Origin of the sequence: Autumnicola tepida, from assembly GCF_031846485.1 — a bacterium.
Taxonomy (GTDB): domain Bacteria; phylum Bacteroidota; class Bacteroidia; order Flavobacteriales; family Flavobacteriaceae; genus Autumnicola; species Autumnicola tepida.
On sequence record NZ_JAVRHQ010000001.1, the window covers coordinates 1 to 21,891 of the forward strand.

At 41.4% G+C, this 21,891-nt stretch carries 23 protein-coding genes; 15 read left to right on the forward strand and 8 right to left on the reverse strand.

All coding sequences use genetic code 11. The annotated features are described in order from the left end of the window. Positions 1–269: 269 nt before the first annotated feature. Entirely contained in the window at positions 270–1,586 is a 1,317-nt protein-coding gene (gene ahcY, locus RM553_RS00005) for an adenosylhomocysteinase (protein WP_311532765.1), read from the reverse strand. A 63-nt stretch (positions 1,587–1,649) separates the two neighbouring features. On the opposite strand from ahcY, the gene RM553_RS00010 reads away from it, so the two are divergent. The 8 genes from RM553_RS00010 to RM553_RS00045 all read left to right on the forward strand — a co-directional run bounded on the left by RM553_RS00010 (position 1,650) and on the right by RM553_RS00045 (position 8,753). Next, positions 1,650–2,312 carry a 4'-phosphopantetheinyl transferase family protein gene (locus tag RM553_RS00010; protein ID WP_311532767.1) on the forward strand — a complete coding sequence of 221 codons (663 nt, stop codon included), beginning with the start codon at positions 1,650–1,652 and terminating at the stop codon, positions 2,310–2,312. Then, on the forward strand, positions 2,309–3,052 hold the full coding sequence (locus RM553_RS00015; protein ID WP_311532769.1) for a phosphoglycerol geranylgeranyltransferase: 744 nt from the start codon (positions 2,309–2,311) through the stop codon (positions 3,050–3,052). Before RM553_RS00010 ends, RM553_RS00015 begins: the two co-directional genes overlap by 4 nt. 86 nt (positions 3,053–3,138) lie before the next feature. After that, a complete protein-coding gene (gene pnuC, locus RM553_RS00020) occupies positions 3,139–3,771 on the forward strand; it encodes a nicotinamide riboside transporter PnuC (protein WP_311532771.1) in 633 nt (210 codons plus the stop codon). Continuing rightward, entirely contained in the window at positions 3,732–4,310 is a 579-nt protein-coding gene (locus RM553_RS00025; RefSeq protein WP_311532773.1) for an AAA family ATPase, read from the forward strand. Before pnuC ends, RM553_RS00025 begins: the two co-directional genes overlap by 40 nt. After that, complete coding sequence (locus tag RM553_RS00030) at positions 4,300–5,850, forward strand: DUF4301 family protein (protein ID WP_311532775.1); 1,551 nt, start codon at positions 4,300–4,302, stop codon at positions 5,848–5,850. The genes RM553_RS00025 and RM553_RS00030 overlap by 11 nt, the downstream gene beginning before the upstream one ends. A 2-nt stretch (positions 5,851–5,852) precedes the next feature. Next, positions 5,853–6,254 (forward strand): alternative ribosome rescue aminoacyl-tRNA hydrolase ArfB, encoded by a 402-nt coding sequence (arfB, locus tag RM553_RS00035; protein WP_311532776.1) that lies wholly within the window; start codon positions 5,853–5,855, stop codon positions 6,252–6,254. A 462-nt stretch (positions 6,255–6,716) separates the two neighbouring features. Continuing rightward, a complete protein-coding gene (locus RM553_RS00040) occupies positions 6,717–7,052 on the forward strand; it encodes a hypothetical protein (RefSeq protein ID WP_311532778.1) in 336 nt (111 codons plus the stop codon). 339 nt (positions 7,053–7,391) lie between these two features. Then, positions 7,392–8,753, forward strand: a complete 1,362-nt coding sequence (locus RM553_RS00045; RefSeq protein ID WP_311532779.1) for a sigma-54-dependent transcriptional regulator — start codon at positions 7,392–7,394, stop codon at positions 8,751–8,753. Here the strand turns inward: RM553_RS00045 and RM553_RS00050 are convergent. Continuing rightward, a complete protein-coding gene (locus RM553_RS00050; RefSeq protein ID WP_311532781.1) occupies positions 8,743–11,163 on the reverse strand; it encodes a hybrid sensor histidine kinase/response regulator in 2,421 nt (806 codons plus the stop codon). The two genes, RM553_RS00045 and RM553_RS00050, sit on opposite strands and share 11 nt — an antisense overlap. A 349-nt stretch (positions 11,164–11,512) precedes the next feature. Between RM553_RS00050 and RM553_RS00055 the strand changes: the two genes are divergently transcribed. Then, the gene (locus RM553_RS00055; protein ID WP_311532782.1) at positions 11,513–13,852 is read left to right on the forward strand and encodes a TonB-dependent receptor; all 2,340 of its coding nucleotides are present in this window, start codon (positions 11,513–11,515) and stop codon (positions 13,850–13,852) included. Between the two features lie 81 nt (positions 13,853–13,933). Here the strand turns inward: RM553_RS00055 and RM553_RS00060 are convergent, their stop codons facing one another. Beyond that, a complete protein-coding gene (locus RM553_RS00060; RefSeq protein ID WP_311532783.1) occupies positions 13,934–14,365 on the reverse strand; it encodes a Rieske (2Fe-2S) protein in 432 nt (143 codons plus the stop codon). A 303-nt stretch (positions 14,366–14,668) separates the two neighbouring features. Between RM553_RS00060 and greA the strand changes: the two genes are divergently transcribed. From greA to RM553_RS00075, 3 genes are all read left to right on the forward strand, one after another. After that, complete coding sequence (greA, locus tag RM553_RS00065) at positions 14,669–15,145, forward strand: transcription elongation factor GreA (RefSeq protein WP_311532785.1); 477 nt, start codon at positions 14,669–14,671, stop codon at positions 15,143–15,145. 103 nt (positions 15,146–15,248) lie between these two features. Beyond that, positions 15,249–15,644 (forward strand): HIT family protein, encoded by a 396-nt coding sequence (locus RM553_RS00070; RefSeq protein WP_311532787.1) that lies wholly within the window; start codon positions 15,249–15,251, stop codon positions 15,642–15,644. Continuing rightward, positions 15,644–16,054, forward strand: a complete 411-nt coding sequence (locus RM553_RS00075; RefSeq protein WP_311532789.1) for an acyl-CoA thioesterase — start codon at positions 15,644–15,646, stop codon at positions 16,052–16,054. The genes RM553_RS00070 and RM553_RS00075 overlap by 1 nt, the downstream gene beginning before the upstream one ends. Here the strand turns inward: RM553_RS00075 and RM553_RS00080 are convergent. After that, entirely contained in the window at positions 16,051–17,205 is a 1,155-nt protein-coding gene (locus RM553_RS00080) for a sensor histidine kinase (protein WP_311532791.1), read from the reverse strand. The genes RM553_RS00075 and RM553_RS00080 overlap by 4 nt on opposite strands. A 115-nt stretch (positions 17,206–17,320) precedes the next feature. Here RM553_RS00080 and RM553_RS00085 point away from each other — a divergent pair, with 115 nt between their 5' ends. From RM553_RS00085 to aat, 3 genes are all read left to right on the forward strand, one after another. After that, positions 17,321–18,193, forward strand: a complete 873-nt coding sequence (locus tag RM553_RS00085) for a flavin reductase family protein (RefSeq protein ID WP_311532793.1) — start codon at positions 17,321–17,323, stop codon at positions 18,191–18,193. A gap of 5 nt (positions 18,194–18,198) precedes the next feature. Beyond that, entirely contained in the window at positions 18,199–18,570 is a 372-nt protein-coding gene (locus RM553_RS00090) for a DUF3127 domain-containing protein (RefSeq protein ID WP_311532795.1), read from the forward strand. Between the two features lie 98 nt (positions 18,571–18,668). After that, positions 18,669–19,307 (forward strand): leucyl/phenylalanyl-tRNA--protein transferase, encoded by a 639-nt coding sequence (gene aat / locus RM553_RS00095; protein ID WP_311532796.1) that lies wholly within the window; start codon positions 18,669–18,671, stop codon positions 19,305–19,307. Between the two features lie 22 nt (positions 19,308–19,329). Here the strand turns inward: aat and RM553_RS00100 are convergent, their stop codons facing one another. Genes RM553_RS00100 through RM553_RS00115 form a run of 4 tightly spaced genes read right to left on the reverse strand, consistent with a single transcriptional unit; the run spans position 19,330 to position 21,875 of the window. Then, entirely contained in the window at positions 19,330–20,019 is a 690-nt protein-coding gene (locus RM553_RS00100; protein ID WP_311532797.1) for a DUF2490 domain-containing protein, read from the reverse strand. A 27-nt stretch (positions 20,020–20,046) separates the two neighbouring features. Continuing rightward, complete coding sequence (locus RM553_RS00105) at positions 20,047–20,574, reverse strand: hypothetical protein (protein WP_311532799.1); 528 nt, start codon at positions 20,572–20,574, stop codon at positions 20,047–20,049. Positions 20,575–20,578: 4 nt separating this feature from the next. Next, entirely contained in the window at positions 20,579–21,154 is a 576-nt protein-coding gene (locus RM553_RS00110; protein WP_311532801.1) for a DNA-3-methyladenine glycosylase I, read from the reverse strand. A 4-nt stretch (positions 21,155–21,158) separates the two neighbouring features. Further along, positions 21,159–21,875, reverse strand: coding sequence for a TonB family protein (locus RM553_RS00115; RefSeq protein WP_311532802.1), 717 nt, complete (start codon positions 21,873–21,875; stop codon positions 21,159–21,161). Positions 21,876–21,891 lie beyond the last annotated feature (16 nt).

The following is a 21,891-nucleotide window of genomic DNA, read 5'->3' on the forward strand; positions in this document are numbered from 1 at the left end:
CAGATAATTGTTGTCCAACGCTAATTTTTCTGCAAATATCCAGCTTTACTTTAATTCCTCCACAACTTTTGAGACTGATCCGTATTTTTGAACGGAGTTTAATTAGGCAGTCTATTCATATCTAATTATCGGTTGTAAAAGGAGCTTGTAAGAGCTTGTAAGAATCAAAAAATCCCGTCCAGATTTATCCTGAACGGGATTTTTTTAATTTTGTCTACAGTCTACAGTCTACAGTCTACAGTCTACAGTCTACAGTCTACAGTCTACATCTAATATCTATAATATTCCGGCTTAAACGGGCCTTTTACTTCCACTCCAATATATTCAGCCTGTTCCTGGGAAAGTTCAGTAAGTTCCACTCCAATTTTTTCAAGGTGAAGTGCGGCAACTTTTTCATCTAAATGTTTAGGAAGCATGTAGACCTTGTTTTCATATTTGTCAGAATGATTCCAAAGCTCTATTTGAGCCAGGGTCTGGTTGGTAAAGGAATTACTCATTACAAAACTTGGATGGCCTGTGGCGCAACCAAGATTTACCAGCCTTCCTTCGGCAAGAAGAATAATATCTTTCCCGTCTATGGTATATTTATCAACCTGAGGTTTGATTTCATCCTTAGTATCGCCATAATTCTCATTCAACCAGGCAACGGCAATTTCATTGTCAAAATGCCCAATATTGCAAACGATGGTCTTGTCTTTCATCGCTTTAAAATGCTCACCGCGCACGATATCTTTATTCCCTGTCGTGGTAATAACGATATCTGCTTTTGGAAGAACGGTTTCCAGTTTTTTAACTTCAAAACCGTCCATAGCAGCCTGTAAAGCACAAATTGGGTCAATTTCAGTAACCGTAACTATAGAACCGGCACCTTTGAAAGATTGGGCTGTACCTTTACCAACATCTCCGTACCCGCAAACCACAACGCGTTTTCCGGCCAGCATCACATCGGTAGCGCGGCGAATAGCGTCAACAGCGCTTTCCCGGCATCCATATTTATTGTCAAATTTCGATTTTGTAACAGAATCGTTCACGTTAATAGCCGGCATGGCAAGCGTACCTTTTTTCATGCGCTCGTATAAACGGTGAACTCCTGTAGTTGTTTCTTCTGAAAGTCCGCGGATACCTTCAGTTAATTCAGGGTATTTATCAAAAACCATATTTGTCAAATCCCCGCCATCATCAAGAATCATGTTTAAAGGCTTACGCTCTTCACCAAAGAAAAGGGTTTGCTCTATACACCAGTTAAATTCCTCTTCAGTCATGCCTTTCCAGGCGTAAACAGGAATTCCGGCTTCAGCAATCGCTGCGGCAGCCTGGTCCTGTGTAGAGAAAATATTACAGGAACTCCAGGTAACTTCGGCCCCAAGGGAAACAAGAGTTTCAATAAGTACCGCGGTTTGAATAGTCATGTGAAGGCATCCGGCAATTCTTGCGCCTTTTAGCGGCTGTTCATCTTTGAACTCCTCCCTAAGCGACATTAAGCCCGGCATTTCGGCTTCAGCCAGTTCAATTTCTTTTCGTCCCCAGGCAGCCAGGGAAATATCTTTTACTTTATAAGGCGTATAAGCCACCGTTTTAGTCGACATATTATTATATTTGATTATAGTAACAATTAGGTTGCAAAAGTAAATAATATCTAATAAAACTGCATGTCACTTTACAAAACAATAACAGTTGATGAGCATACTAAGATCCTCATTTGGAAGATTGAAGAGTCGCTGGAATGGCTGAGTAAAGGTGTTCATTTAACTGAACATTGCCAGAAACGAGTGGATGGCATGAAATCTGAAATTCACCGCCGTGGTTTTATGAGCATCAGGCATCTTATGGCCGAAGCTGGGTACACAGATCATGATTTGTATTATGACGAGCTTGGAAAGCCGCATTTGCGAGACCATAAATACATCTCCATCACGCACTCCTTCAATTTTACCGGGATAATTGTGAGCGATAAAGAGGTGGGGATAGATATCGAAAAACAGCGTGACAAAATTCTTAAAATTGCCAGTAAATTCACTCCTTTAAAAGAATATCATACCCTGGCCAATGAAGAGGCTCTTATAAGGAAACTTACCATCGTTTGGGGTGCCAAGGAATCCATTTATAAGCTGCAGGCAGAGCCGGGGCTGGGTTTTCTTCAGCATATAAATATTACCGATTTTGATTTTGATGACAATTCAACCACCGGAAAAATAATATTCAGGAATAATACCTGTGAATTTGATATCAATTTTCTCGAATTTGAAGGCTTTACCTGCGTTTATGCTATGCGGGCTGAAGGTGCCAGGGAAGAAGCAAATATTTCAGCATGAGTACAATTTATTCCGAATTTCTTAATAGCGCTAATAATAAACTAAAACGGCTCTGCATATTGGTGGATCCTGATAAATTTGCAAATGAAAAAGCCGGATTTTTTCTGAAGTCTTTACCTGTAGAAACCAGCTTTATTTTTGTTGGGGGTAGTACGGTAGCAGCCTGTAAAACAGAAGCTACTGTAAAAGCCCTAAAGGAACATACTCATTTACCCATACTCCTTTTTCCCGGAGATTATACTCAAATTACAGAGGAAGCAGATGGAATTTTATTTTTAAGCCTGCTTTCCGGGAGAAATCCAGAATATCTTATAGGGCAGCAAATAAAATCGGTTTCCTGTCTTCGCAGTTCAAACCTGGAAATTATTCCCACGGGATATATTTTAATTGATGGCGGCAAAGAATCTGCCGTGAAGCGGGTAAGCAAAACGCTTCCCCTTCCGCAGGAAAAGGTGCAATTAATTGTAGATACCGCTCTTGCGGGCCAATATTTGGGAAAACAACTGATTTATCTTGAAGCAGGTAGCGGCGCAAATTTTCCTGTTTCCGAAGAAATTATTGCAGCGGTTAGAAATGCCATAGATATCCCGCTAATTGCTGGCGGAGGAATACGCAATACACTGCAACTTCAGAAATCGTACGAAGCGGGCGCAGATCTTGTGGTAATCGGCACTGCCTTTGAAGATGGAGAATTTTCAGCAGAAGCTTCTAATTTGTCTTTAGAGTCTTCAGAAATCTAATCCATTACTAATGTCTACATTTGCCGTACAAATCTTAATAAATTCTTCCGCAGAAAATTTTATAACTCTTCTGAATTAAAACCCTTATGCAGCCAGTTTTCGATTTCTTTTTTAACCAGTATTATGGTACGCCTACATATCTTATTGTCCTGGAGCTAATCGGGGTCTTTTTTGGCTTCCTAAGCGTTATATATTCTAAAAATGATAATATTCTTGTTTATCCCACTGGCATTATAAGTACCGCCATATTTGTTTACATTCTTGCAATTTATGGCCTGCTCGGCGATATGATGATTAACGGCTATTATTTTTCCATGAGCATTTACGGCTGGTATATCTGGACCCGTAAGGTAGATCCAGATCATTTTACGCCAATCACCAACACCACCAGGAAAGAAAACTGGCAGTCGGCTTTTATTTTTATCGCTACGATGATATTTGTGTTTGCAGTGTATGAATATTTTCAAAAGTGGAACAACTGGACCGCTTATGTAGATACGGTGACCACGGCAATATTTTTTGTGGGCATGTGGCAAATGGCCAAAAAGAAAATCGAGAACTGGATTTTCTGGATTATTGGCGATATCATTTCGGTGCCGCTGTATTTTTATAAAGGCCTTACCTTCACTGCTATTCAATATTTTGTATTTACAATAATTGCAATCTACGGCTATAAAGCATGGAAGAAAAACTTGCGCAACGATCTTCGTCCTGCATAAAAATAGTTTTAATTGGCCCGGAATCTTCGGGTAAAACCACTCTGGCTACCCAGCTTTCCAGGCATTACAGTGCACCATTGGTAGGGGAATATATGCGGGAGCACCTTCAGAAGAAATGGGACGAAAAGCGGGAAATTTGTCAGCCTAAAGACCTAATTCCTATAGCAGCGGGACAGATGTTGCTTGAAAATACTTTAGCTGAAAAGGAAGAGGATTTGTTGATCTGCGATACCAATCTTTTAGAATTAAAGGTTTACTCTGAAGCTTATTACAGCGGATATTGCCCGCCTCAACTTCTTAAACATGCGTTAAACAACCACTACACTTACTATTTTTTAACGTATATTGATACTCCATGGACGCCCGATGACCTTCGGGATAAACCGGATGACCGCATTGGGATGTTCAACAGGTTTAAAGCTGCTCTTGAGGAGCATAAAAAACCTTTTGTTGTTTTAAGAGGCAACGAAGAGGAGCGTTTTAAAACGGCAGTCTCAGTAATTGATAACCAACTAAAAATAAAGAATAGTGAAACTTAGTGAAAAGGACCTTTCGCAAATTAAGGAAAAAGGAATCAGCGAACAGGAAGTTGAAAACCAAATAGGGATTTTTCAAAGAGGAAATATAAAAGTAGATATTAGTGAAGCAGCGACTTTGGGAAAAGGGATTTTTTCTTTTTCTGAAGAAGAAAAGGAGGAGCTAATTTCTTTGTACGACTCTAAAAAAGATAGCCTTGAAATAATCAAATTTGTGCCTGCATCGGGTGCCGCAACCAGGATGTTTAAAGCGCTGCATAATTTTGTAGATGAATTTGATCCTGCCGAAGAAAGCCTGCGCGACTACTTGGATAAAAAGGAAAATCATAGTCTGCAAAGGTTTTTTGAAGATATGGAAAACCTTCCTTTCTATGATCTGGCGCTGGACTACGCGCGTAGAAATACCGGGAATTTTGGAGATCTTTCCCATGACGAACAGCGGCTGGAGCTTGTAAAGAGTATCTTATTTGAGTCCGGTCTTGGCTTAAGCGATTATCCCAAAGGCCTTGTTCCTTTTCACAACTATAAAGATGGCTTACGTACCGCCTTTGAAGAGCACCTTATTGAAGCTGCCCATTTAATTGCGGTAAACGGGGTGGCAAAACTGCATTTTACGATTTCTGAAAAGCACGAGGAAAAATTTAAAGCTGAATTTGATAAAATCAAAGACCGGGCAGAGGAGAAAACAGGAGTTAAATTCGAGGTTTCCTTCTCCTTCCAGGACCCGAAAACCGATACCATTGCAGTAGATGATAATAATGAGCCTTTTCGCACATCGGAAGGAGAAATGTTCTTTCGTCCAGGAGGACACGGCGCACTTATAGAAAACCTGGACAATCAAACAGCAGACCTGGCGTTTTTGAAGAACATCGACAATGTGGTGACCGAAAAGAATATTCCCGAAGTGGTGGAATACAAGAAAATGCTGGCTGGAAAACTGCTAAAACTTCAGCAGCAATGTTTTGATTATATGAAGCGCCTTGATTCCGGCAAAGCTTCAGAAGAGGAAATAAAGGAAATTTCAAATTTTGTAAAGGAACAACTTTTCCAGAGTGGGAAAAATTTCCAAAGCCTTTCTTCAGAAGAAAAAATTCAATACCTGAAAGATAAGATAAACCGGCCATTAAGAGTGGGCGGAATGGTTAAAAATGAAGGAGAACCAGGCGGCGGACCATTCCTGGTTCGGGATGAAAATGGGGAAATTTCCTTACAAATTATTGAAGGCGCACAAATAGACCAGGATAACCCGCAACAGGTAAAAACCGCGCAGGAAGCAACCCATTTTAATCCGGTGGATTTGGTATGCGGACTCAAAAACTACAAAGGGGAAACTTTTGACCTCAACCAGTATGTAGATCCCAAAACCAGTTTTATTGCAGATAAAACCAAGGATGGAAAGCCTTTAAAGGCTTTGGAACGTCCCGGCCTTTGGAACGGCGCCATGTCTAAATGGAATACTGTTTTTGTTGAAGTTCCGGTTTCTACTTTCAATCCTGTAAAAACCGTGGCAGATCTTCTGAAAAAATCCCATCAGCCAGATTAGTTTTGGACGAAGAACAAATTTTAAGGGAATTAAGCTTTAAGGCGGTTAGAAGTTCCGGGGCAGGAGGCCAGCATGTAAATAAAACCTCCTCCAAAGTAGAACTGCATTTTGATGTGGAGCATTCCGCAGGAATTGCTGAAGATGTAAAATACCGTATCCTGAAGAAATTGCGCCCCAGGCTCACCAAAGAAAATATCCTTATTCTGCAGAGTGGGGAATCAAGGAGCCAGCATAAAAACAAAGAACTGGTAACCGAGAGGTTATTTGTTATTCTGAAAGAAGCCTCGAAAAAGCCAAAACTCAGGAAAAAGACAAAACCAACTAAAGTTTCAAAAATGAAGCGCCTTAAAAAGAAGAAAATGCATGCAGAGAAAAAAGCTAACCGAAAGGATCCTCTAAAATAAATACTGGGGAATTTTTCCACATATTTGTGTAGCATTAAACCGCTTTTCCACAGAAAGAATTTATAGAAATATTATAGATTTATTATGTTTTCCTTGTATAATGGGCGGTTTGGAATAACAAGGAGGCACCTTATGGATTGGTACGATTTTCTATATATATAAAACAGGTTAGATAGATAGATTGACTTATTTAATTACAACATTTAAATGTTGGATTATTTAGATTTTCGGATTAAAAGAGGCTTGGGAAAGCCTCTTTTTTTGTTTGAAATTTTCGGATCTCATAAATGTGGCGATTTTTCTACATAATATTTTCCTAAATCCCTTAAAATCTACATAAAGCAAAAGGAACCTTGATCTATATTACCTGTTTATTCATCTGATTTTAAGGGGTTTAATATGAAATAGGGTTTTTGGTACAATTATTCCAATAAGTATATCAGAACTTAAACAAAACGAGTTATGAAAAAGCTAGGATTATCTTTAATTGCAGGTGCCGCATTTTTTTTCTCAACCAATATTGCCCAGGCCCAGGAAGGCGAAACTGAAGCCCAAGGAGAGGAAGTAAATACGGTACAGGAAGCCCAGGATGGCTTTGAAACTATTGAGATCATGTCTCTTCCGCAGGCAGTAAAAGTGGCTGTAATAAAAAGTTATGAAGGAGCTACAACCGAAAATGCATGGGTTAAGTCTGGAGAAGATGGGGAAAAAATTTATAAGTTGGATCTTAATGTAGACGGAGAAACTCAGACAGTAAAAGTGGATTCCGAAGGAAACTGGATTAAAGACGAAGAGTAGAAAAGCAAAAGCAGAATTATAGCTGGTCAAAAAGAGAAGCCGACTCTTACAGCAGCGGATGAATAAAATAGCAGCGTAGTTATTGAAACGCATGAAGATTCTGTTCAGAGAAATCTGAAAAGCCAACTAACCACAACTAACCCGGAATTTTCTGCTGGTGAATAACGAGAACTGGATTTTAATTCATCCGTTAAAATGGAAGTAACAATTTTAAGTTAGAATATAATTTACAATTGTAAGAAAAGAGGTCTTATTTTTAAGGCCTCTTTTTTTATCTTTCAATTAAAATTCTAATCTTTTAAAGATTGTTAACTTTGTAGCTTATACTTCAAAAAAATTATGGCAAAAATTCTCTTAGTGGAAGATGACGTGGCTTTTGGGACCATGCTGAAAACTTTTCTTGTAAAAAGGGATTATAATGTAGAATTGGTTTTTTCTGCTACAGAGGCTTTTAAGAAAATATCTTCAATAAAACTGGATATGGTGATCACAGATGTTCGTTTGCCGGACAATAGTGGCCTGGATATTCTCAAGGAGGCAAAGGCCATTAATGCTGCCATCCAGGTTATTGTAATGACTAGTTATGCTGAAATAAGTATGGCGGTAAATGCCATGAAATTTGGTGCTTTTGATTATGTTTCCAAACCTTTCCGGCCAGAATCTATTCTGCAGACTATTGAAAATGCTTTAAACACTAAAGCTGTGCAAAAAGAAGAAGTTGCGGAGCAACCTGAACGTGCCGGGAAAGGAAAACCTGCTGCTACCGCATCTTCAAAAGGAAATTTTATAAAAGGGGTAAGTGACGCTTCCCGAAAATTGAATGATTATATAGAGTTGGTGGCTCCCACCAATATGTCGGTGTTAATTATGGGAGAAAGTGGTACCGGAAAGGAGCAGGTTGCGAAAAGCATCCATAACCAGAGTAAAAGGAGAGCAGCTCCTTTTATAGCGGTAGACTGTGGTGCAATTCCCAAGGAAATTGCGTCCAGCGAATTTTTTGGGCACATAAAAGGTTCTTTTACCGGGGCAATTAATGACAAGACGGGTCATTTTCAGGCTGCGAATGGCGGTACTTTGTTTCTGGATGAAATAGGAAACCTCAGTTACGAACTACAGGTGCAATTGCTGCGTGCCCTACAGGAAAGAAGGATTAAGCCAGTAGGCAGCAATAAAGAGATTGAAGTGGATATAAGAGTGGTAACCGCAACCAACGAAGATTTGGCCCAGGCGGTTAGAGAAGGCGATTTTCGGGAAGACCTTTATCACCGTTTGAATGAGTTCTCCATAAAAGTTCCTTCTCTAAAGGAACGCACCGATGATCTGATGATTTTTGCAGATCATTTTTTAGATGAAGCCAATGCCGAACTGGAGAAAAACGTGGTGGGCTTCACTCCAAAAGCGGTGGAGGCTTTTCAAAATTACAACTGGCCGGGAAATTTAAGGGAGCTTAAGAATATGGTTAAAAGAGCCGTGCTTTTAACCCAGGAAGATTTAATTCCGCTGAAGGTCCTGCCGCATGAAATTTCAACCGCTGAAAAATCTGAAGAAAACTACGGCCTTTTCAAAAATAAAAATGAAGAACAGCTTATCCTTGATGCCCTGGAAAAGTCTGGCGGCAATAAGAGCAAAGCTGCGAGATTGCTTTCCATAGACCGCAAAACACTTTATAATAAATTAAAGCAGTACGGGATTAAACTGTAATTTCGTTTTCCAGTTTTCTCATTAAATTTTTTATTTCGGAGATTACCTGCTCAATTTCAGGTTTTGAAATTTCCTGGTGCCTTTCTAATTTTTCCAGGCTCGGAATTACTTTTTTAGCCTTCATCTGCTTCAACATTGGAAGCATTTTATGCGAGACCCGTGCCAAGGTTTCTTCATCTCCATTTTCCAGGGCTTGTTCCATGGCGGCAATATTTTCACGGGAACTATCCATAAAAGCCCTTAAAATAACCTGCATGGCTTCACTGTCTCCGCCGGAAAAGAGGTAAATGTCTTCCAGGTTATAAGCTGTGGAATTGTTCTTTTGTTTCTGTTTTTTAGTTTTTTTCTGCTGAATTTCCACCTTAAAGATTTCAGCAATAGTTTGTAATAACTTAGCCGGACGGTAAGGTTTGAGCAGGTTCTTGTTAAAACCAGCTTCTTTATAAATTTCAGGAGAAATCTCCTTCCTCCCGGAAAGGGCAATTACCGGAATCCTTTTTAGGTCTGGATTAGCACGAATGGCTTTTATAAGCTCAAAGCCATCAAGGATGGGCATTTGGATATCGGTAAGCACCAGGTCAAAATTTTCATTTTCCAGTTTCTCCAGGGCTTCTTTTCCGTTCACGCATTTTACGCAGCTAAAGCCTATAGATTTTACAAGCTCGCAGGTGAGGGTTAACTGGGAATTCTCATCATCGGCTACCAGGGCTTTTTTGCCACTTAGGTCTACCTGCTCAGGTTTTATATCGGGCAAAGCTGCTTTAAGCTTTTGTTTGGTAGTGGTAGGGGTTACAGGTATTTTTACAGTGAATTCGCTGCCTTCCCCGGGTTTGCTTTTTAATATTATTTCTCCCTTTAAAAGCTGGGTTAGGCTTTTGGTAATGGTTAATCCCAGCCCGGTACCACCATAACGCTTTTCGATTTTGCTGTTTTCCTGGGAAAATTCCTCAAATATTTCTTCCTGTTTTTCTTCAGAAATTCCTATCCCCGTATCCTTTACTGAGATAATGAGCAGGGTTTCTTTTCCCTTTTTTCTAAGATTTGCGGTAACCCTAATTTCCCCTTTTTCGGTAAATTTATAGGCATTTGTCACGAGGTTGGCAATGATTTGCTTTATGCGGAAGGGGTCACTTAAAACTTCTGTATCGGTTTTTTCTGAAAGATCCACACTCACCCTGATTTTTTCATTTTCTTCCGCGGGAATATTGTTATAAACAGTGTCTTCAATAATATTTTTGGGATTAAAAGGCAGGTTTTCCACCAGCATTTTTCCCGCTTCCAGTTTAGACAGGTCCAGAAGGTCGTTTACCAGGTGCAGGATAAAATCTGAGGACCGCTTGATCTGGTCCAGGTAATGGTTTTGTTTATTGTTAAGCCCCGTTTTGTTCATTAAGTCTGAATAACCAATTACCGTGGTTAGCGGCGAACGCAGGTCATGCGTGATGGCAGCCATAAATTGTTCCCTTCTTTTTAGCAAGGCTTCGGCAAAGGATTTGGCTTCTTCCAGTTGTACTCTGTATCGCTGGCTCCTGGAAATATCCTGCAGGATAAGTATTAAGAATACAAGGATAATGGCTACACTAATTATCCCTGCAGCTATAATTATATCTGAGGTGCTTTCCAGCATGCGCTGTGAATCCTGCGCTCTCGTCATGGCAGCTTCCCGTTCTTCCTGTTCTATTTTGGCAAGTAAATTCCTAAGCTGCTGGTTCAGGATCATATCATTGTCCAATAGCTCATTTTCCTTTTTTAAAACGGTATTCCGAAACTGCCGGTTGGCATACTCAAGTTCACTTAGTACTTTTTTTACAGAATTTACCAGGGAGTCTGCCGTTTTATTGGTTAAAGTTTCTGCATTGTCCTGCCGGGAATATTCCAGCCATTCAATTAGGACCTTTCGCTGGTATGGCTTTAGGTCCTGAAAGCGGCCTTCATAATTATCTTGTGCAAAAGTTTCGTCGACCCTTCTTAGTTCCTGGAGCACCTGGGAATAATAATTGGTATTACGGTCCCTTTTTCTTAATTCCAGCAGTTCCCAAAGGTTTTCAGATTTCTGGCTTAGCAGTTTCGAGATACTGTCCAGTTCGGTTTGCATAATACTGTCGGTATAAGTCTTCTTCAGCAGCTGCATATCGGCCCTAATGCTGTCTATCTGGTTTTCATAAAGGATGCTGTCTTTTCTGGCGCCGCTCTGGATTAGCCTCCTGCTTGTATTTTCAGTTTCGTAAAGATCAGTGGTAATTTCGCTAACCATAAAAAGCTGCTCATTATTGGTGTTGTTGGTTTGGTTAAGGCTCGTAAAGGCGATCACCTGCGTATATACAAACCAGATGGCGATTCCTACAAGCGTGGCAAGGATCACATATCCTGCAACAACTTTAAAGGTGATGGAGCGTCTTGTGTTTTGCATTTTTGTTTTTGTATTTGCCAATGACCCTTCCAGGTACTTTCCCGAAAAATGAGAATTTCATGTTCAGGTTCTTGTAAAATTACATCAATAAATCAAACGAAATAAAATATTGGATATTGAAAAAAGCGTTTTACATTTGCGGCACATCTCAAAGGGGTGCCTTTAAAAGAGGCTGAGATCATACCCAATGAACCTGGGCGGGTAATGCTGCCAAGGGAAAGCGCGAAAGCGTAGCGTATGTTTACTCCTGGAAATGCCAAAAATTCGATGGCGGTTTCAGGATTTTTTTATTTTTATTTTATAAACCAAGGAATAATTGCCCCTTTTATTCGTAAAAAAATTGTTACGAATGAAAAACGTTTTATTTTTCCTGGGCCTGCTGTTCTTCTCATTACAGGCTTTTTCACAAGAGTACATTTTAAGTGGTAAGGTAACCAATAAGCAAACTCCTCTGGAGGGAGTATCAGTTTTTGCTATTGGTACCGGTGCCGGCACACAAACCGATGAAAATGGTAATTATTCCCTTCAGCTTAAAGAAGGGCAATACACCATTCTCTTTTCCTTCGGAAACCGGAAACGAATTCAGGTAAGGCTTACCGAAGATCAGGTGCTGAATGTGGATATGAGCACTGCCGAAGAGGTTCTTGATGAAGTATTCCTCTCTTCGGTAAGGGTTTCTTCACAGGAGCCTATTACTTACAGCAATCTGTCTAACGAAGAAATTGAAGACCGCAATCTGGGCCAGGATATTCCTGTGCTAATGAATTACATGCCCAATGTGGTGTCTACCAGCGATGCCGGCGCCGGGGTAGGTTACACCGGTATTAGGGTGCGCGGTAGTGACGCCACGCGGGTAAATGTAACCGTAAACGGAATTCCGCTTAACGATGCCGAAAGTCAGGGAGTGTTTTGGGTGAATATGGGAGATTTTGCCTCTTCCGTTCAAAACCTCCAGTTACAACGGGGAGTGGGGACTTCTACCAGCGGGGCGGGTGCCTTCGGTGCCAGTCTTAATATCCTTACCGATCGCTATCAGGAAGAAGCTTCAGCGCAACTGGCAAACAGCATTGGTTCTTACAATACTTTTAAGCACACCCTGGAATTTAGCACCGGGCTTATGGACGACCACTGGGAATTTGCCGGAAGGGCTTCAAAAATAAGAAGTGACGGCTATATAGACAGGGCAGAGAGCGAGCTGAAATCTTATTTTTTACAGGGAACGTATGTAGATGATAATACCCTGGTAAAGGCCATTTCTTTTGGCGGGAGTGAAACCACTTACCATGCATGGTACGGGATTGATGCAGAAACGCTAAGGGAAAACCGCAGGTTTAATCCCGCGGGAATGTATACCGATGAAGAAGGGCTTACCCAATTTTATGAAGATCAAACCGATAATTACTGGCAGGACCACTACCAGTTGCTTTGGAATGAAGATTATAACGAAAACTGGTCTTCAAACATCGCGCTGCATTATACCAAAGGGAGGGGTTATTATCAGGAATATCAGGAAGATGCGGGTTTAACCGAGTTTGGCCTGCAGCCTTTCATGGCAGATGCAGAGGAGGTGAATACTTCAGATCTTGTAAGCAGGGAATGGCTGGATAACGATTTCTACGGAACGGTTTTCAGCTTAAATTATGAAAACGAAAAGCTGGATGCCGTACTGGGAGGTGGCTGGAACAGGTATGAAGGAGATCATTTTGGAGAAGTGATATATACCCGTTTTGCCAGGAATAACGATCCGTACGAACCATATTATGAAAGTACCGCCACAAAAACTGATTTTAACATCTACGGAAAAGCCACCTTCGCTATTACCGAAAAATTGGCGGCCTACGGAGACCTGCAGCTAAGAACCATTAATTATGAAACCGACGGGATTTTGGATGACGGCACTCCATTTAATGTAGACGATTCTTTTGAATTCTTCAATCCAAAAGCGGGTATTACCTATCAGCCAGGCGAGAGAAGTCAGTTTTACGCTTCTTATGCCCGGGCGCACAGGGAACCTACCAGGAGCGATTATGAAAATGGGGATCCCGATGCCGAAGAATTGAACGATTTTGAACTTGGCTGGAGGTATAACAGCCCCGCGCTGCAGGTAAACTCCAACCTGTATTATATGGATTACCAAAACCAGCTGGTGCTTACAGGCGAAATTGACGATGTGGGGGCCTTTGTTCGTGAGAATAGCGGCAACAGCTATCGTTTAGGACTGGAGATAGACGCTAACGTGAGAATTACAAGGAACCTCAGGTTAATGCCCAATATCGCTTTAAGCCGTAACAAGAATGTAGATTTTGTGTCTACCATAGATGGAGAGCTGGTTGAATATGGGGATACCCAAATCTCCTTTTCTCCGGAAGTCGTGGCAGGGAATATTATAAGCTACATTCCCGTAGATGGGCTGGAGCTTAAATTGCTTTCAAAATTTGTGGGGGAACAGTACATGAGCAATACCGAAGCTAAAGGTTCTATCCTGGATAGCTATTTTATAAACGATTTTAACGTGCAGTACACCTGGAGAAATGCCCCGCTGTTTAAGACAGTGGTATTTACAGGCCTGGTAAACAATATTTTTAATGAAGAATATGTTTCTAACGGATATTACGATGCCAGCTGGGGCGCAGGCTATTACCCGCAGGCTACCACAAACTTCCTGGCCGGTATTACTTTAAAGTTTTAGTTAAACTCCCCACAATTCCTACGATCCCGGAAGTTAAGGCTTTCGGGATTTTTTTTGAGCACCAGTTTCTGCCGCTAAAATTTAATTGGAAACTATAATCATATTCCCTCGGCGTTCCACCCGGTAAGGTTTCATGGCATACTGCCCTTCTCCGGCCGTTTGCTCGCCTGTAACAATATTATATTCGTTCCCGTCTTCACACTGGCATTTTGCAGTAATCCCTTCCACTATCATTGCTGAACATTCGGCGGGCGGATGGTTGGGGTCGCTTAATTCCAGAGCGATGTATTGTGAATTGTTCACGTTATAAACCACAATTCCTTTTATGCCGTTATTATAGGTGGTGTAGCTGTTGCCCGGGAACTGCAGGTTGTTGTATTCCGGCAAGTCCAGGTTTAGCTGAAGCTGAATGTTGAGGTCCACAAGATTTGGATTTTTCCCGTAGTTATCATCTTCAGGAGAACATGCCTGGAATAAGAAAAATGTAGTGAGGATTAAAATTGCTTTTTTCATGCTAATGTTTTGGCCGTAGGCTTTTTTCAGAAGAAGAGATTATTCAAAATCCCACTTCTTCTAGCTAAAATAATATAATTGTACCTGAAGTTTATATTTATTACATTTGTTAGAAGAAATCCCGTCCCGAATGGGATTTTTTCTATTAAATAATGAAGCTAAAGTTTAAAAAACGGCAAAATTACTTGCTTGCCGGTCTCTTTCGCCTTCATCGGAAAAGATAAACAACATATCATTATAACATAAGTTAAAAAGATTAACGGGGGCTTGGTGCCCTCTATTGTAGATTAAAACGGAAAAGTTATGAGCAAAGTATCTTATTATACAGCAGAAGGGCTCAAAAAGTTAAGAGACGAACTTAACCACCTTAAAGACGTGGAGCGTCCAAAGGCTTCAGAAGCTATTGCAGAAGCGCGCGATAAAGGGGATTTAAGTGAGAATGCCGAATATGATGCCGCCAAGGAGGCCCAGGGCCTTTTGGAGATGAAAATATCGAAAATGGAAGAAATAGTGGCCAATGCCAGGGTAATTGATGAATCCCAATTGGACACTTCTAAAGCTCTGGTGCATTCTTTTGTGAAAATAAAGAACCAGACCAATGGTGCAGAGATGAAGTATAAACTGGTGGCCCAGAGTGAAGCCGATTTAAAATCAGGGAAAATATCGGTAGATTCCCCCATAGGAAAAGGCCTTTTAGGCAAAAAGGTGGGAGATACTGCCGAGATCCAGGTTCCAAACGGTACCATGAAATTTGAAATTCTCGAAATATGGCGTGAATAATAACTGTTAATCATAAAACTGCACAAGTCCTTTTCAGTTCTTTTAACTAAGAATTCCGAAAAGGATTTTTAATTTTATAGAACTAATCTGAAAAATTCAAATTATGGCCACCCTATTTAGTCAAATTGCACGCGGAGAAGTGCCCTGTTATAAAGTAGCGGAAAACAGCCAGTTCCTGGCGTTTCTGGATATTCGTCCCAATGCAAAAGGCCACACGCTTTGTATCCCTAAAAAAGAAGTTGATAAAATATTCGACCTGGAGGAGGAAATCTACAGGGAATTGATGCTTTTTGCCCGTAAAGTGGGTATAGGCCTTGAGAAAACCGTAGACTGCAAGAGGGTAGGAATGGCGGTTGTAGGCCTGGAAGTGCCACATGTGCATGTTCACCTTATCCCGCTGAATAAAATGAGCGACATGGATTTTTCTAATAATTATCAAATGTCTGAAGAAGAATTTCAAAAGCTTGCCGACGATATCTGCGAGAATGTAGTGCTTTAATGGATGCTTCAGAATTTAAATTAAGCCTGGAGATAAGGATAGACTGGAGCGATCTTGATGTTTACCAGCACGTAAATAATATTTCTTACATGCGCTTCCTGCAGTCTGGCCGGGTGAATTTTTGGGAAGCCACAGGCATTTACAAGACTTATAATACCTCCAGCCGTGGTACTATGCTGGTTTCCACAAAATGTGATTTTAAAAAATCGCTCTTCTATCCCGGAAAGGCAATAGTTAAAACCCGGCTGGACTACATGAAAAATTCAAGTTTTGGCCTGGAGCATCTTGTTTTAAATGAAGATGGCGAAACCTGCGCAATTGGGAAAGACGTAGTGGTGTGTTTTGATTTTACAGAGAACAGCACTTTTAGGATACCGGATGAGCTTCGGGAAATAATGCGAAATTTTTAAATCCTGCGCAGTGAAATCTTAAAGGTAGTTCCTTTGTTTACTTCACTTTGTACCACGCGAATCTTTCCTTTATGATAATCTTCAATAATGCGCTTGGCTAGAGAAAGTCCAAGACCCCAGCCGCGTTTTTTTGTGGTGTGCCCCGGTTCAAAAATTTGCTTGAATTTGCCCTTTTCAATGCCTTTGCCGGTGTCTTTCACAAAAATATGTGCCCACCTGGCTTCCTCTCTAATTTCAATATTCAGCTTTCCCTTTCCGCGCATGGCATCTATAGAATTCTTTACCAGGTTTTCTATGGTCCAGCTGTAAAGTTGCTGGTTCAGCTCTACTTCAATTACCCGGGAAGGGGCTTTTATGCTAAAATCAATTAAACTCGAACTTCGTGCCTGCAGGTAATCAAAACTGTTCTGGGTGGCTTCCACAAGATCTGTGATTTGTAAAATGGGAGTAGAGCCGATTTTTGAAAAACGTTCGGTAATGGTTTTGAGGCGGTCCACATCCTTTTCCATTTCCTGGATGTAGGTTTGGTTTACCTTTTCATCTTTCAGGATCTCCGTCCATCCAATAAGGGAAGAAAGGGGAGTGCCAATCTGGTGCGCGGTCTCTTTTGCCATTCCGGCCCAGAGTTTGTTCTGTTCGCTGTTTTTAGTGGTGGTATAGAAAAAGTAGATCACCCCCACAAAAAGGAAGGCGATAAGCAGCAGGCCAATGGGGTAATACTTCAGCTTATTAAGCGTGGGGGAATTTCCGTAGTAAATATATTGTTGCTGGTCTTCATCCAGGCTCATAACAATAGGTTCATTTTCAGCTTTAAATTCCCTCAGGAAATCCTTCAATTTTTCATCATCGTCAAGTAGTTCGGGATTAATATTGCTGCTGTAGGCCACCTTTCCGTCTGCCGTGGTATGGATAATGGGAATGCTGGTGTTGCTGTTAAGGATCTCCAGGATAAGTTCAAGATCGGCATCTTCTGGCGCGGGGGTGCGGTTAAGGGCTTCCTGCGCCCGGGCCCAGATGTTCATTTTAGAACGCTCGTCTTCCTTTAAATGCTGAAAAAAAACACTGGTATTCCAGAGCACCAGGCTTACTACGGCTAAACAGGAAATTATGATGAACCAGCGATTAAGGTTGCGCCCATTGGTGAAATTCATGAAAGAAAAGCAAAGTTTATGCGTTTTAAAGATAAGCGTTTTTGCAGGAATATTATTGTGTAGCTGTTCTTTTCATTCCCTGCCTGTTTCGTTACCTTTGTGAAAAATTATTGAAATGCTGAGTATAAATCCCGGGGAGGTAAGCACAGGTAAATTACACCAGTATATGCTGGGGGCGGTGGGGCCGAGGCCTATTGCTTTTGCAAGTACAGTAGATAAGGACGGAAGGCCAAATTTATCTCCTTTTAGTTATTTTAATGTATTTAGCACCAATCCTCCTATTCTCATTTTTTCCCCGGCGAGGAGGGGCAGGGATAAAACGGTGAAGCATACCCATACCAACGCAAAGGCAACCAAGGAAGTGGTGATAAATATTGTAAATTACAATATTGTACAGCAAATGTCCCTTTCCAGCACCGATTATGATGAGGGTGTGAATGAGTTTGAAAAATCTGGCCTTAGCATGCTGGAATCTGAACTGGTGAAGCCTTTTAGGGTTGCTGAATCTCCGGTGCAGTTTGAGTGCAGGGTAAATGATGTTGTGGAACTTGGCAGTGAAGGCGGGGCAGGAAACCTTGTGATATGCGAGGTGCTGAGAATGCATATTAAAGAAGATGTGTTGGATGCTGAGGGGCTTATAGATCAGCATAAAATAGACCAGGTGGCCCGAATGGGGGCAAATTGGTACAGCCGTGCGAATCTGGGCATGTTTGAAGTGCCTAAACCGCTTTCGAAACTGGGAATTGGGGTAGACCAGATTCCGCAGGAAATAAGGAACAGCGAGGTGCTAACAGGTAACGATCTCGGGAAACTGGGGAATGTGGAAGCCTTGCCTTCCAAAGAGGAGATCGATCTTTACCTTAAAGAAAACCCCAAACTTGCCGCAGCCGTGGCAAAAGGAAATGTGAAAGGAATTCATACTCAGGCACAGATTTTAATTGAAGAAAATAAAACTGAAGAAGCCTGGAAAATATTATTAGCAAAATAGAAGAAATGGAAGTACAAGGAAAAATCAAGCTGATTGGGGATACCAAAACCTTCGGCAACAACGGATTCAGGAAAAGAGAAATAGTGGTTACTACTGAAGAGCAGTACCCTCAGCACATCATGGTGGAATTTGTTCAGGATAAAACAGACCTGCTGAACAACTTCAGGGTAGGGCAACCGGTAAAAATAGGCATTAACCTGCGCGGCCGTGAGTGGGTGAGCCCACAGGGGGAAACAAAATACTTCAACTCTATCCAGGGCTGGAGGATCGAGAACCTTGAGGCCGGCCAGTCATCGGGCCAAAATGTTCCGCCACCAGACCAGTTTGAGCCTGCGAACGATCTTAATGATGAAGATTATGACGATTTGCCCTTTTAGGCAAGGCAACTTTAATAAAACTTTAAAGCCTGCTTTCTTATTAAGAAAGCGGGCTTTTTTACATTTATAACCTCCAATTATAAAGGCGGCGCTGTTTTATGCATATTCTGAAGAAAAACGAACAATTTCCATCTGTAGAATGTGCTTCGGAAGAAGGTTTGCTGGCCATAGGCGGGGATTTGTCCTTACAGCGACTAAAAACAGCCTATGAAAACGGAATTTTCCCCTGGTATAATGCGTCGCAGCCCATTTTATGGTGGAGCCCGGACCCGCGAATGGTTCTTTTTCCTCACAGGCTGAAGGTTTCCAAAAGCATGCGCCGATTGATCAAAAAAGAGATTTTTGAGGTTACTTTTAATGAAGCTTTTGCTGAAGTGCTGCACAACTGTGCTTCTATACCCCGTAAAGGCCAGGATGGCACCTGGCTGACTGAAGATATGAAAAGCGCCTACCTGGGCCTGCACCAGCTGGGACTGGCCATATCTGTTGAAGTATGGGATGAGGGCGAATTAGCCGGTGGCTTATATGGCGTTTACCTGAAAGATCGCGGTGTTTTTTGTGGTGAAAGCATGTTTACCAGGAAAAGCAATGCCTCAAAATACGGGTTTATTCACCTGGTAAGGGAGCTGCGGAAGCAGGGCGTAAAGCTTATAGATTGCCAGGTGTATACCCAACACCTGGAAAGCCTGGGGGCAGAGGAAATCTCCAGGAAGGAATTTATGAAATTTATGGAGTAGGCATTCGATTTAATCCTGCAGTTTATAAAGAAAAGGATACGCCTGTCTGGATAAAGAGCTCTGAAGAGGGGGTAGTGGTGTAATCGTTATATCTATATTGCAGGCCCAGGCTGATTTTCGTATTTTTTCCCACCTGGTTGCCAAGGGAAACCCCCAGCCTTTGTTCTAAGGAAGGTTTTTCATGCTTTCCAAGGCTCCACAAGGCTTCGGTATCGGTGACTATAAAAAATTCCTTCTGGTCCAGCCGTAACCCGCTTAGCGGTACTTCTACTGAAAATTCATAACGTGTCCTGAAAGTGGTATTTTCCCTAAAGCGCTCTTCCAGCCTTGCGCGGTGGGCAATGGTTAAGGCATTGTATCTTCGGGAATGGCCGTACTGCTGGATCAGCCGTTTTTCGTCCACGTTCGAATTATCAAACATTTCCCTAAACCTGTAACGAATCCCAAGGCTTATTTTGCTGTAAAATCCAGTTTCGTAGCTGGTGAAGTGTGTTAATTCTATATGGCGGACTTTAAAAATGTTTTCTTCTTCAGCATAAATCAAATCCCGGTTTCCTGCCTGGAAATTAAAAGACCAGCGGTTAGGGGTATTGATATTTAATGAAAATTCAGGCTCGGCAAGCACAGAAAAATTTTCCTGCGCCTTCACTGTGGTCGCGGTAAAAATTAGAAACAGGAAGAATATATGTAGATTAAAACAAGAGGTAGTCATATTCGTTTCTAATTACTTCCCGTTTTTCTATAATTTTTCCGGAATGATCAAACAGCATTTCAAACCTCTGTAATTTCCCCCTGTTTTAACCGCTATTATAAGTTCATAATTTTCTGGAGAAACTTTCTCAGGTTTTAGGGAATTGAAGAAAGCCTGATTTTCAGAGATAAATGGTAAATACTGGGCCTGTATTTTTTCAATTTTATACCGTTCGTTTCGTTCATCAATATAGCTTTTGATTGCCTGTATGGTAATTTGGGGTATCTCTTTTTTCTTTAACTGAACCTCAATATCTTCAAGTTTCCCGTTATTGTCGAATTCAACGCTATATTTGTGGCCATTGTATTTAAACTTTGCTTCATAACTGGTGCGATTGGCATCGGTTTCAAAGTAGTACTTCAACCTTCTCGCGGCTTCGGGTTTTTCCGCATTAATAAGCTCAACCGCTCTACCCGGCATTTTTTCTTCTGAAATACGGTCTTCCCGTTCAATTTTTTTATCCTGGGCCAGCATCGAAAGCCCTGTAAACAGCAATATGAACAACAGGTATTTCATATTTCTATAGATTTTTTACCTGCTCGTACCTAAAACAGGAGGTTTCATGGTCATTTACCATGCCGGTGGCCTGCATGTGGGCATACATTACCGTGGAACCTACAAATTTGAATCCGCGTTTTTTGAGGTCTTTGCTAAGTTTATCGCTAATTTCGGTTGTGGCCGGGGCTTTTTTATAATCTTCAATTTCATTCTGAATGGGTTTTCCGTGTACAAAACTCCAGATGTAGTTGCTAAAACTGCCGAATTCTTCCTGTACTTTCATAAATAAACGGGCGTTGGTAACAGTAGCCTTAACTTTGAGTTTGTTTCTAATAATTCCCGGATTTTGCAGCAGTTCCTCTAATTTTTCTTTAGGATAATCAGCTATTTTTCTGTAATCAAAATTATCGAAAGCCATCCTGAAATTTTCCCTTTTGCGAAGAATGGTAATCCAGCTTAAGCCCGCCTGGAAGGTTTCCAGTATTAAAAACTCAAAGAGGCATTCATCATCATATACGGGCACGCCCCATTCCTTATCGTGATAAGCTTCATAAAGCGGGTCGCCCACGCACCAGCCACAACGTGAAATTTCTGACATAGGTTTAAGGTTTAAATTGATAGCTAATAGTTCCCGGCTGAGAATTTCTGCCTGCAAGAGGGGAGAAACGTGCACCTGCAGCATATTGCAGGGCCTGCTCGATAAGGCATTCGTTAGATGAGGTAGAACTTGCCTTGTTAATGCTCGTTTCAGTAACCATGCCCTCAGCATTTACTGTAATATTTACTACTATTCTGCCGGGCGTATCACAGGTGTAAACCGGGTTTGGAATTTGTACGGCGTTTCTGTCAACAAGGGAGAAAGATATGGAGCTGTTTTCCATACTTCCCTCTTTTGCTGAAGTAGAATTTGTGCTGTTGTTCCCATCAGACCTTTTTTGAGGCGCTTTTTGTTTTTTACTTACATTAAAATTTCCAGATGAAGCACTTTCTGTAGCATTTTCAGAAGCCTCCTGGCGGGCTGCACTATTTTTTTCAAAAATCTCGTTTAACTGCCGGTCAAAATTCTGCTCCCTGCCTTCCTGGTTTTCATTATACGCCTGGTGGGTCTGCACCTGGCGCTGTTGCTGTGGAGTCTCCTGTGCCTCCTCCTGCTCCTGCTCTTCTTTTTGCAGCTCTTTAATTTGTTCCAGGTTTACAAGCATTTCTGAAGTTTCCCGGTTTTTGCTGGAAAGGTTGAAGTTGTAAAGCGCAAGGAATAGTACCGCAAATAATAACACGGTAATGATCAAGGCTTTGTGCTTGTCGAAAAATTCCTCCATAGGTTAAGAAAACTGC

Excerpts from the sequence above, each read along its gene's own strand:
- ahcY (WP_311532765.1), bottom strand. The coding sequence starts at position 1,586 with ATGTCGACTAAAACGGTGGCTTATACGCCTTATAAAGTAAAAGATATT.
- RM553_RS00010 (WP_311532767.1), top strand. The coding sequence starts at position 1,650 with ATGTCACTTTACAAAACAATAACAGTTGATGAGCATACTAAGATCCTC.
- RM553_RS00015 (WP_311532769.1), top strand. The coding sequence starts at position 2,309 with ATGAGTACAATTTATTCCGAATTTCTTAATAGCGCTAATAATAAACTA.
- pnuC (WP_311532771.1), top strand. The coding sequence starts at position 3,139 with ATGCAGCCAGTTTTCGATTTCTTTTTTAACCAGTATTATGGTACGCCT.
- RM553_RS00025 (WP_311532773.1), top strand. The coding sequence starts at position 3,732 with ATGGAAGAAAAACTTGCGCAACGATCTTCGTCCTGCATAAAAATAGTT.
- RM553_RS00040 (WP_311532778.1), top strand. The coding sequence starts at position 6,717 with ATGAAAAAGCTAGGATTATCTTTAATTGCAGGTGCCGCATTTTTTTTC.
- RM553_RS00045 (WP_311532779.1), top strand. The coding sequence starts at position 7,392 with ATGGCAAAAATTCTCTTAGTGGAAGATGACGTGGCTTTTGGGACCATG.
- RM553_RS00050 (WP_311532781.1), bottom strand. The coding sequence starts at position 11,163 with ATGCAAAACACAAGACGCTCCATCACCTTTAAAGTTGTTGCAGGATAT.
- RM553_RS00055 (WP_311532782.1), top strand. The coding sequence starts at position 11,513 with ATGAAAAACGTTTTATTTTTCCTGGGCCTGCTGTTCTTCTCATTACAG.
- RM553_RS00060 (WP_311532783.1), bottom strand. The coding sequence starts at position 14,365 with ATGAAAAAAGCAATTTTAATCCTCACTACATTTTTCTTATTCCAGGCA.
- greA (WP_311532785.1), top strand. The coding sequence starts at position 14,669 with ATGAGCAAAGTATCTTATTATACAGCAGAAGGGCTCAAAAAGTTAAGA.
- RM553_RS00070 (WP_311532787.1), top strand. The coding sequence starts at position 15,249 with ATGGCCACCCTATTTAGTCAAATTGCACGCGGAGAAGTGCCCTGTTAT.
- RM553_RS00075 (WP_311532789.1), top strand. The coding sequence starts at position 15,644 with ATGGATGCTTCAGAATTTAAATTAAGCCTGGAGATAAGGATAGACTGG.
- RM553_RS00080 (WP_311532791.1), bottom strand. The coding sequence starts at position 17,205 with ATGAATTTCACCAATGGGCGCAACCTTAATCGCTGGTTCATCATAATT.
- RM553_RS00085 (WP_311532793.1), top strand. The coding sequence starts at position 17,321 with ATGCTGAGTATAAATCCCGGGGAGGTAAGCACAGGTAAATTACACCAG.
- RM553_RS00090 (WP_311532795.1), top strand. The coding sequence starts at position 18,199 with ATGGAAGTACAAGGAAAAATCAAGCTGATTGGGGATACCAAAACCTTC.
- aat (WP_311532796.1), top strand. The coding sequence starts at position 18,669 with ATGCATATTCTGAAGAAAAACGAACAATTTCCATCTGTAGAATGTGCT.
- RM553_RS00100 (WP_311532797.1), bottom strand. The coding sequence starts at position 20,019 with ATGACTACCTCTTGTTTTAATCTACATATATTCTTCCTGTTTCTAATT.
- RM553_RS00105 (WP_311532799.1), bottom strand. The coding sequence starts at position 20,574 with ATGAAATACCTGTTGTTCATATTGCTGTTTACAGGGCTTTCGATGCTG.
- RM553_RS00110 (WP_311532801.1), bottom strand. The coding sequence starts at position 21,154 with ATGTCAGAAATTTCACGTTGTGGCTGGTGCGTGGGCGACCCGCTTTAT.
- RM553_RS00115 (WP_311532802.1), bottom strand. The coding sequence starts at position 21,875 with ATGGAGGAATTTTTCGACAAGCACAAAGCCTTGATCATTACCGTGTTA.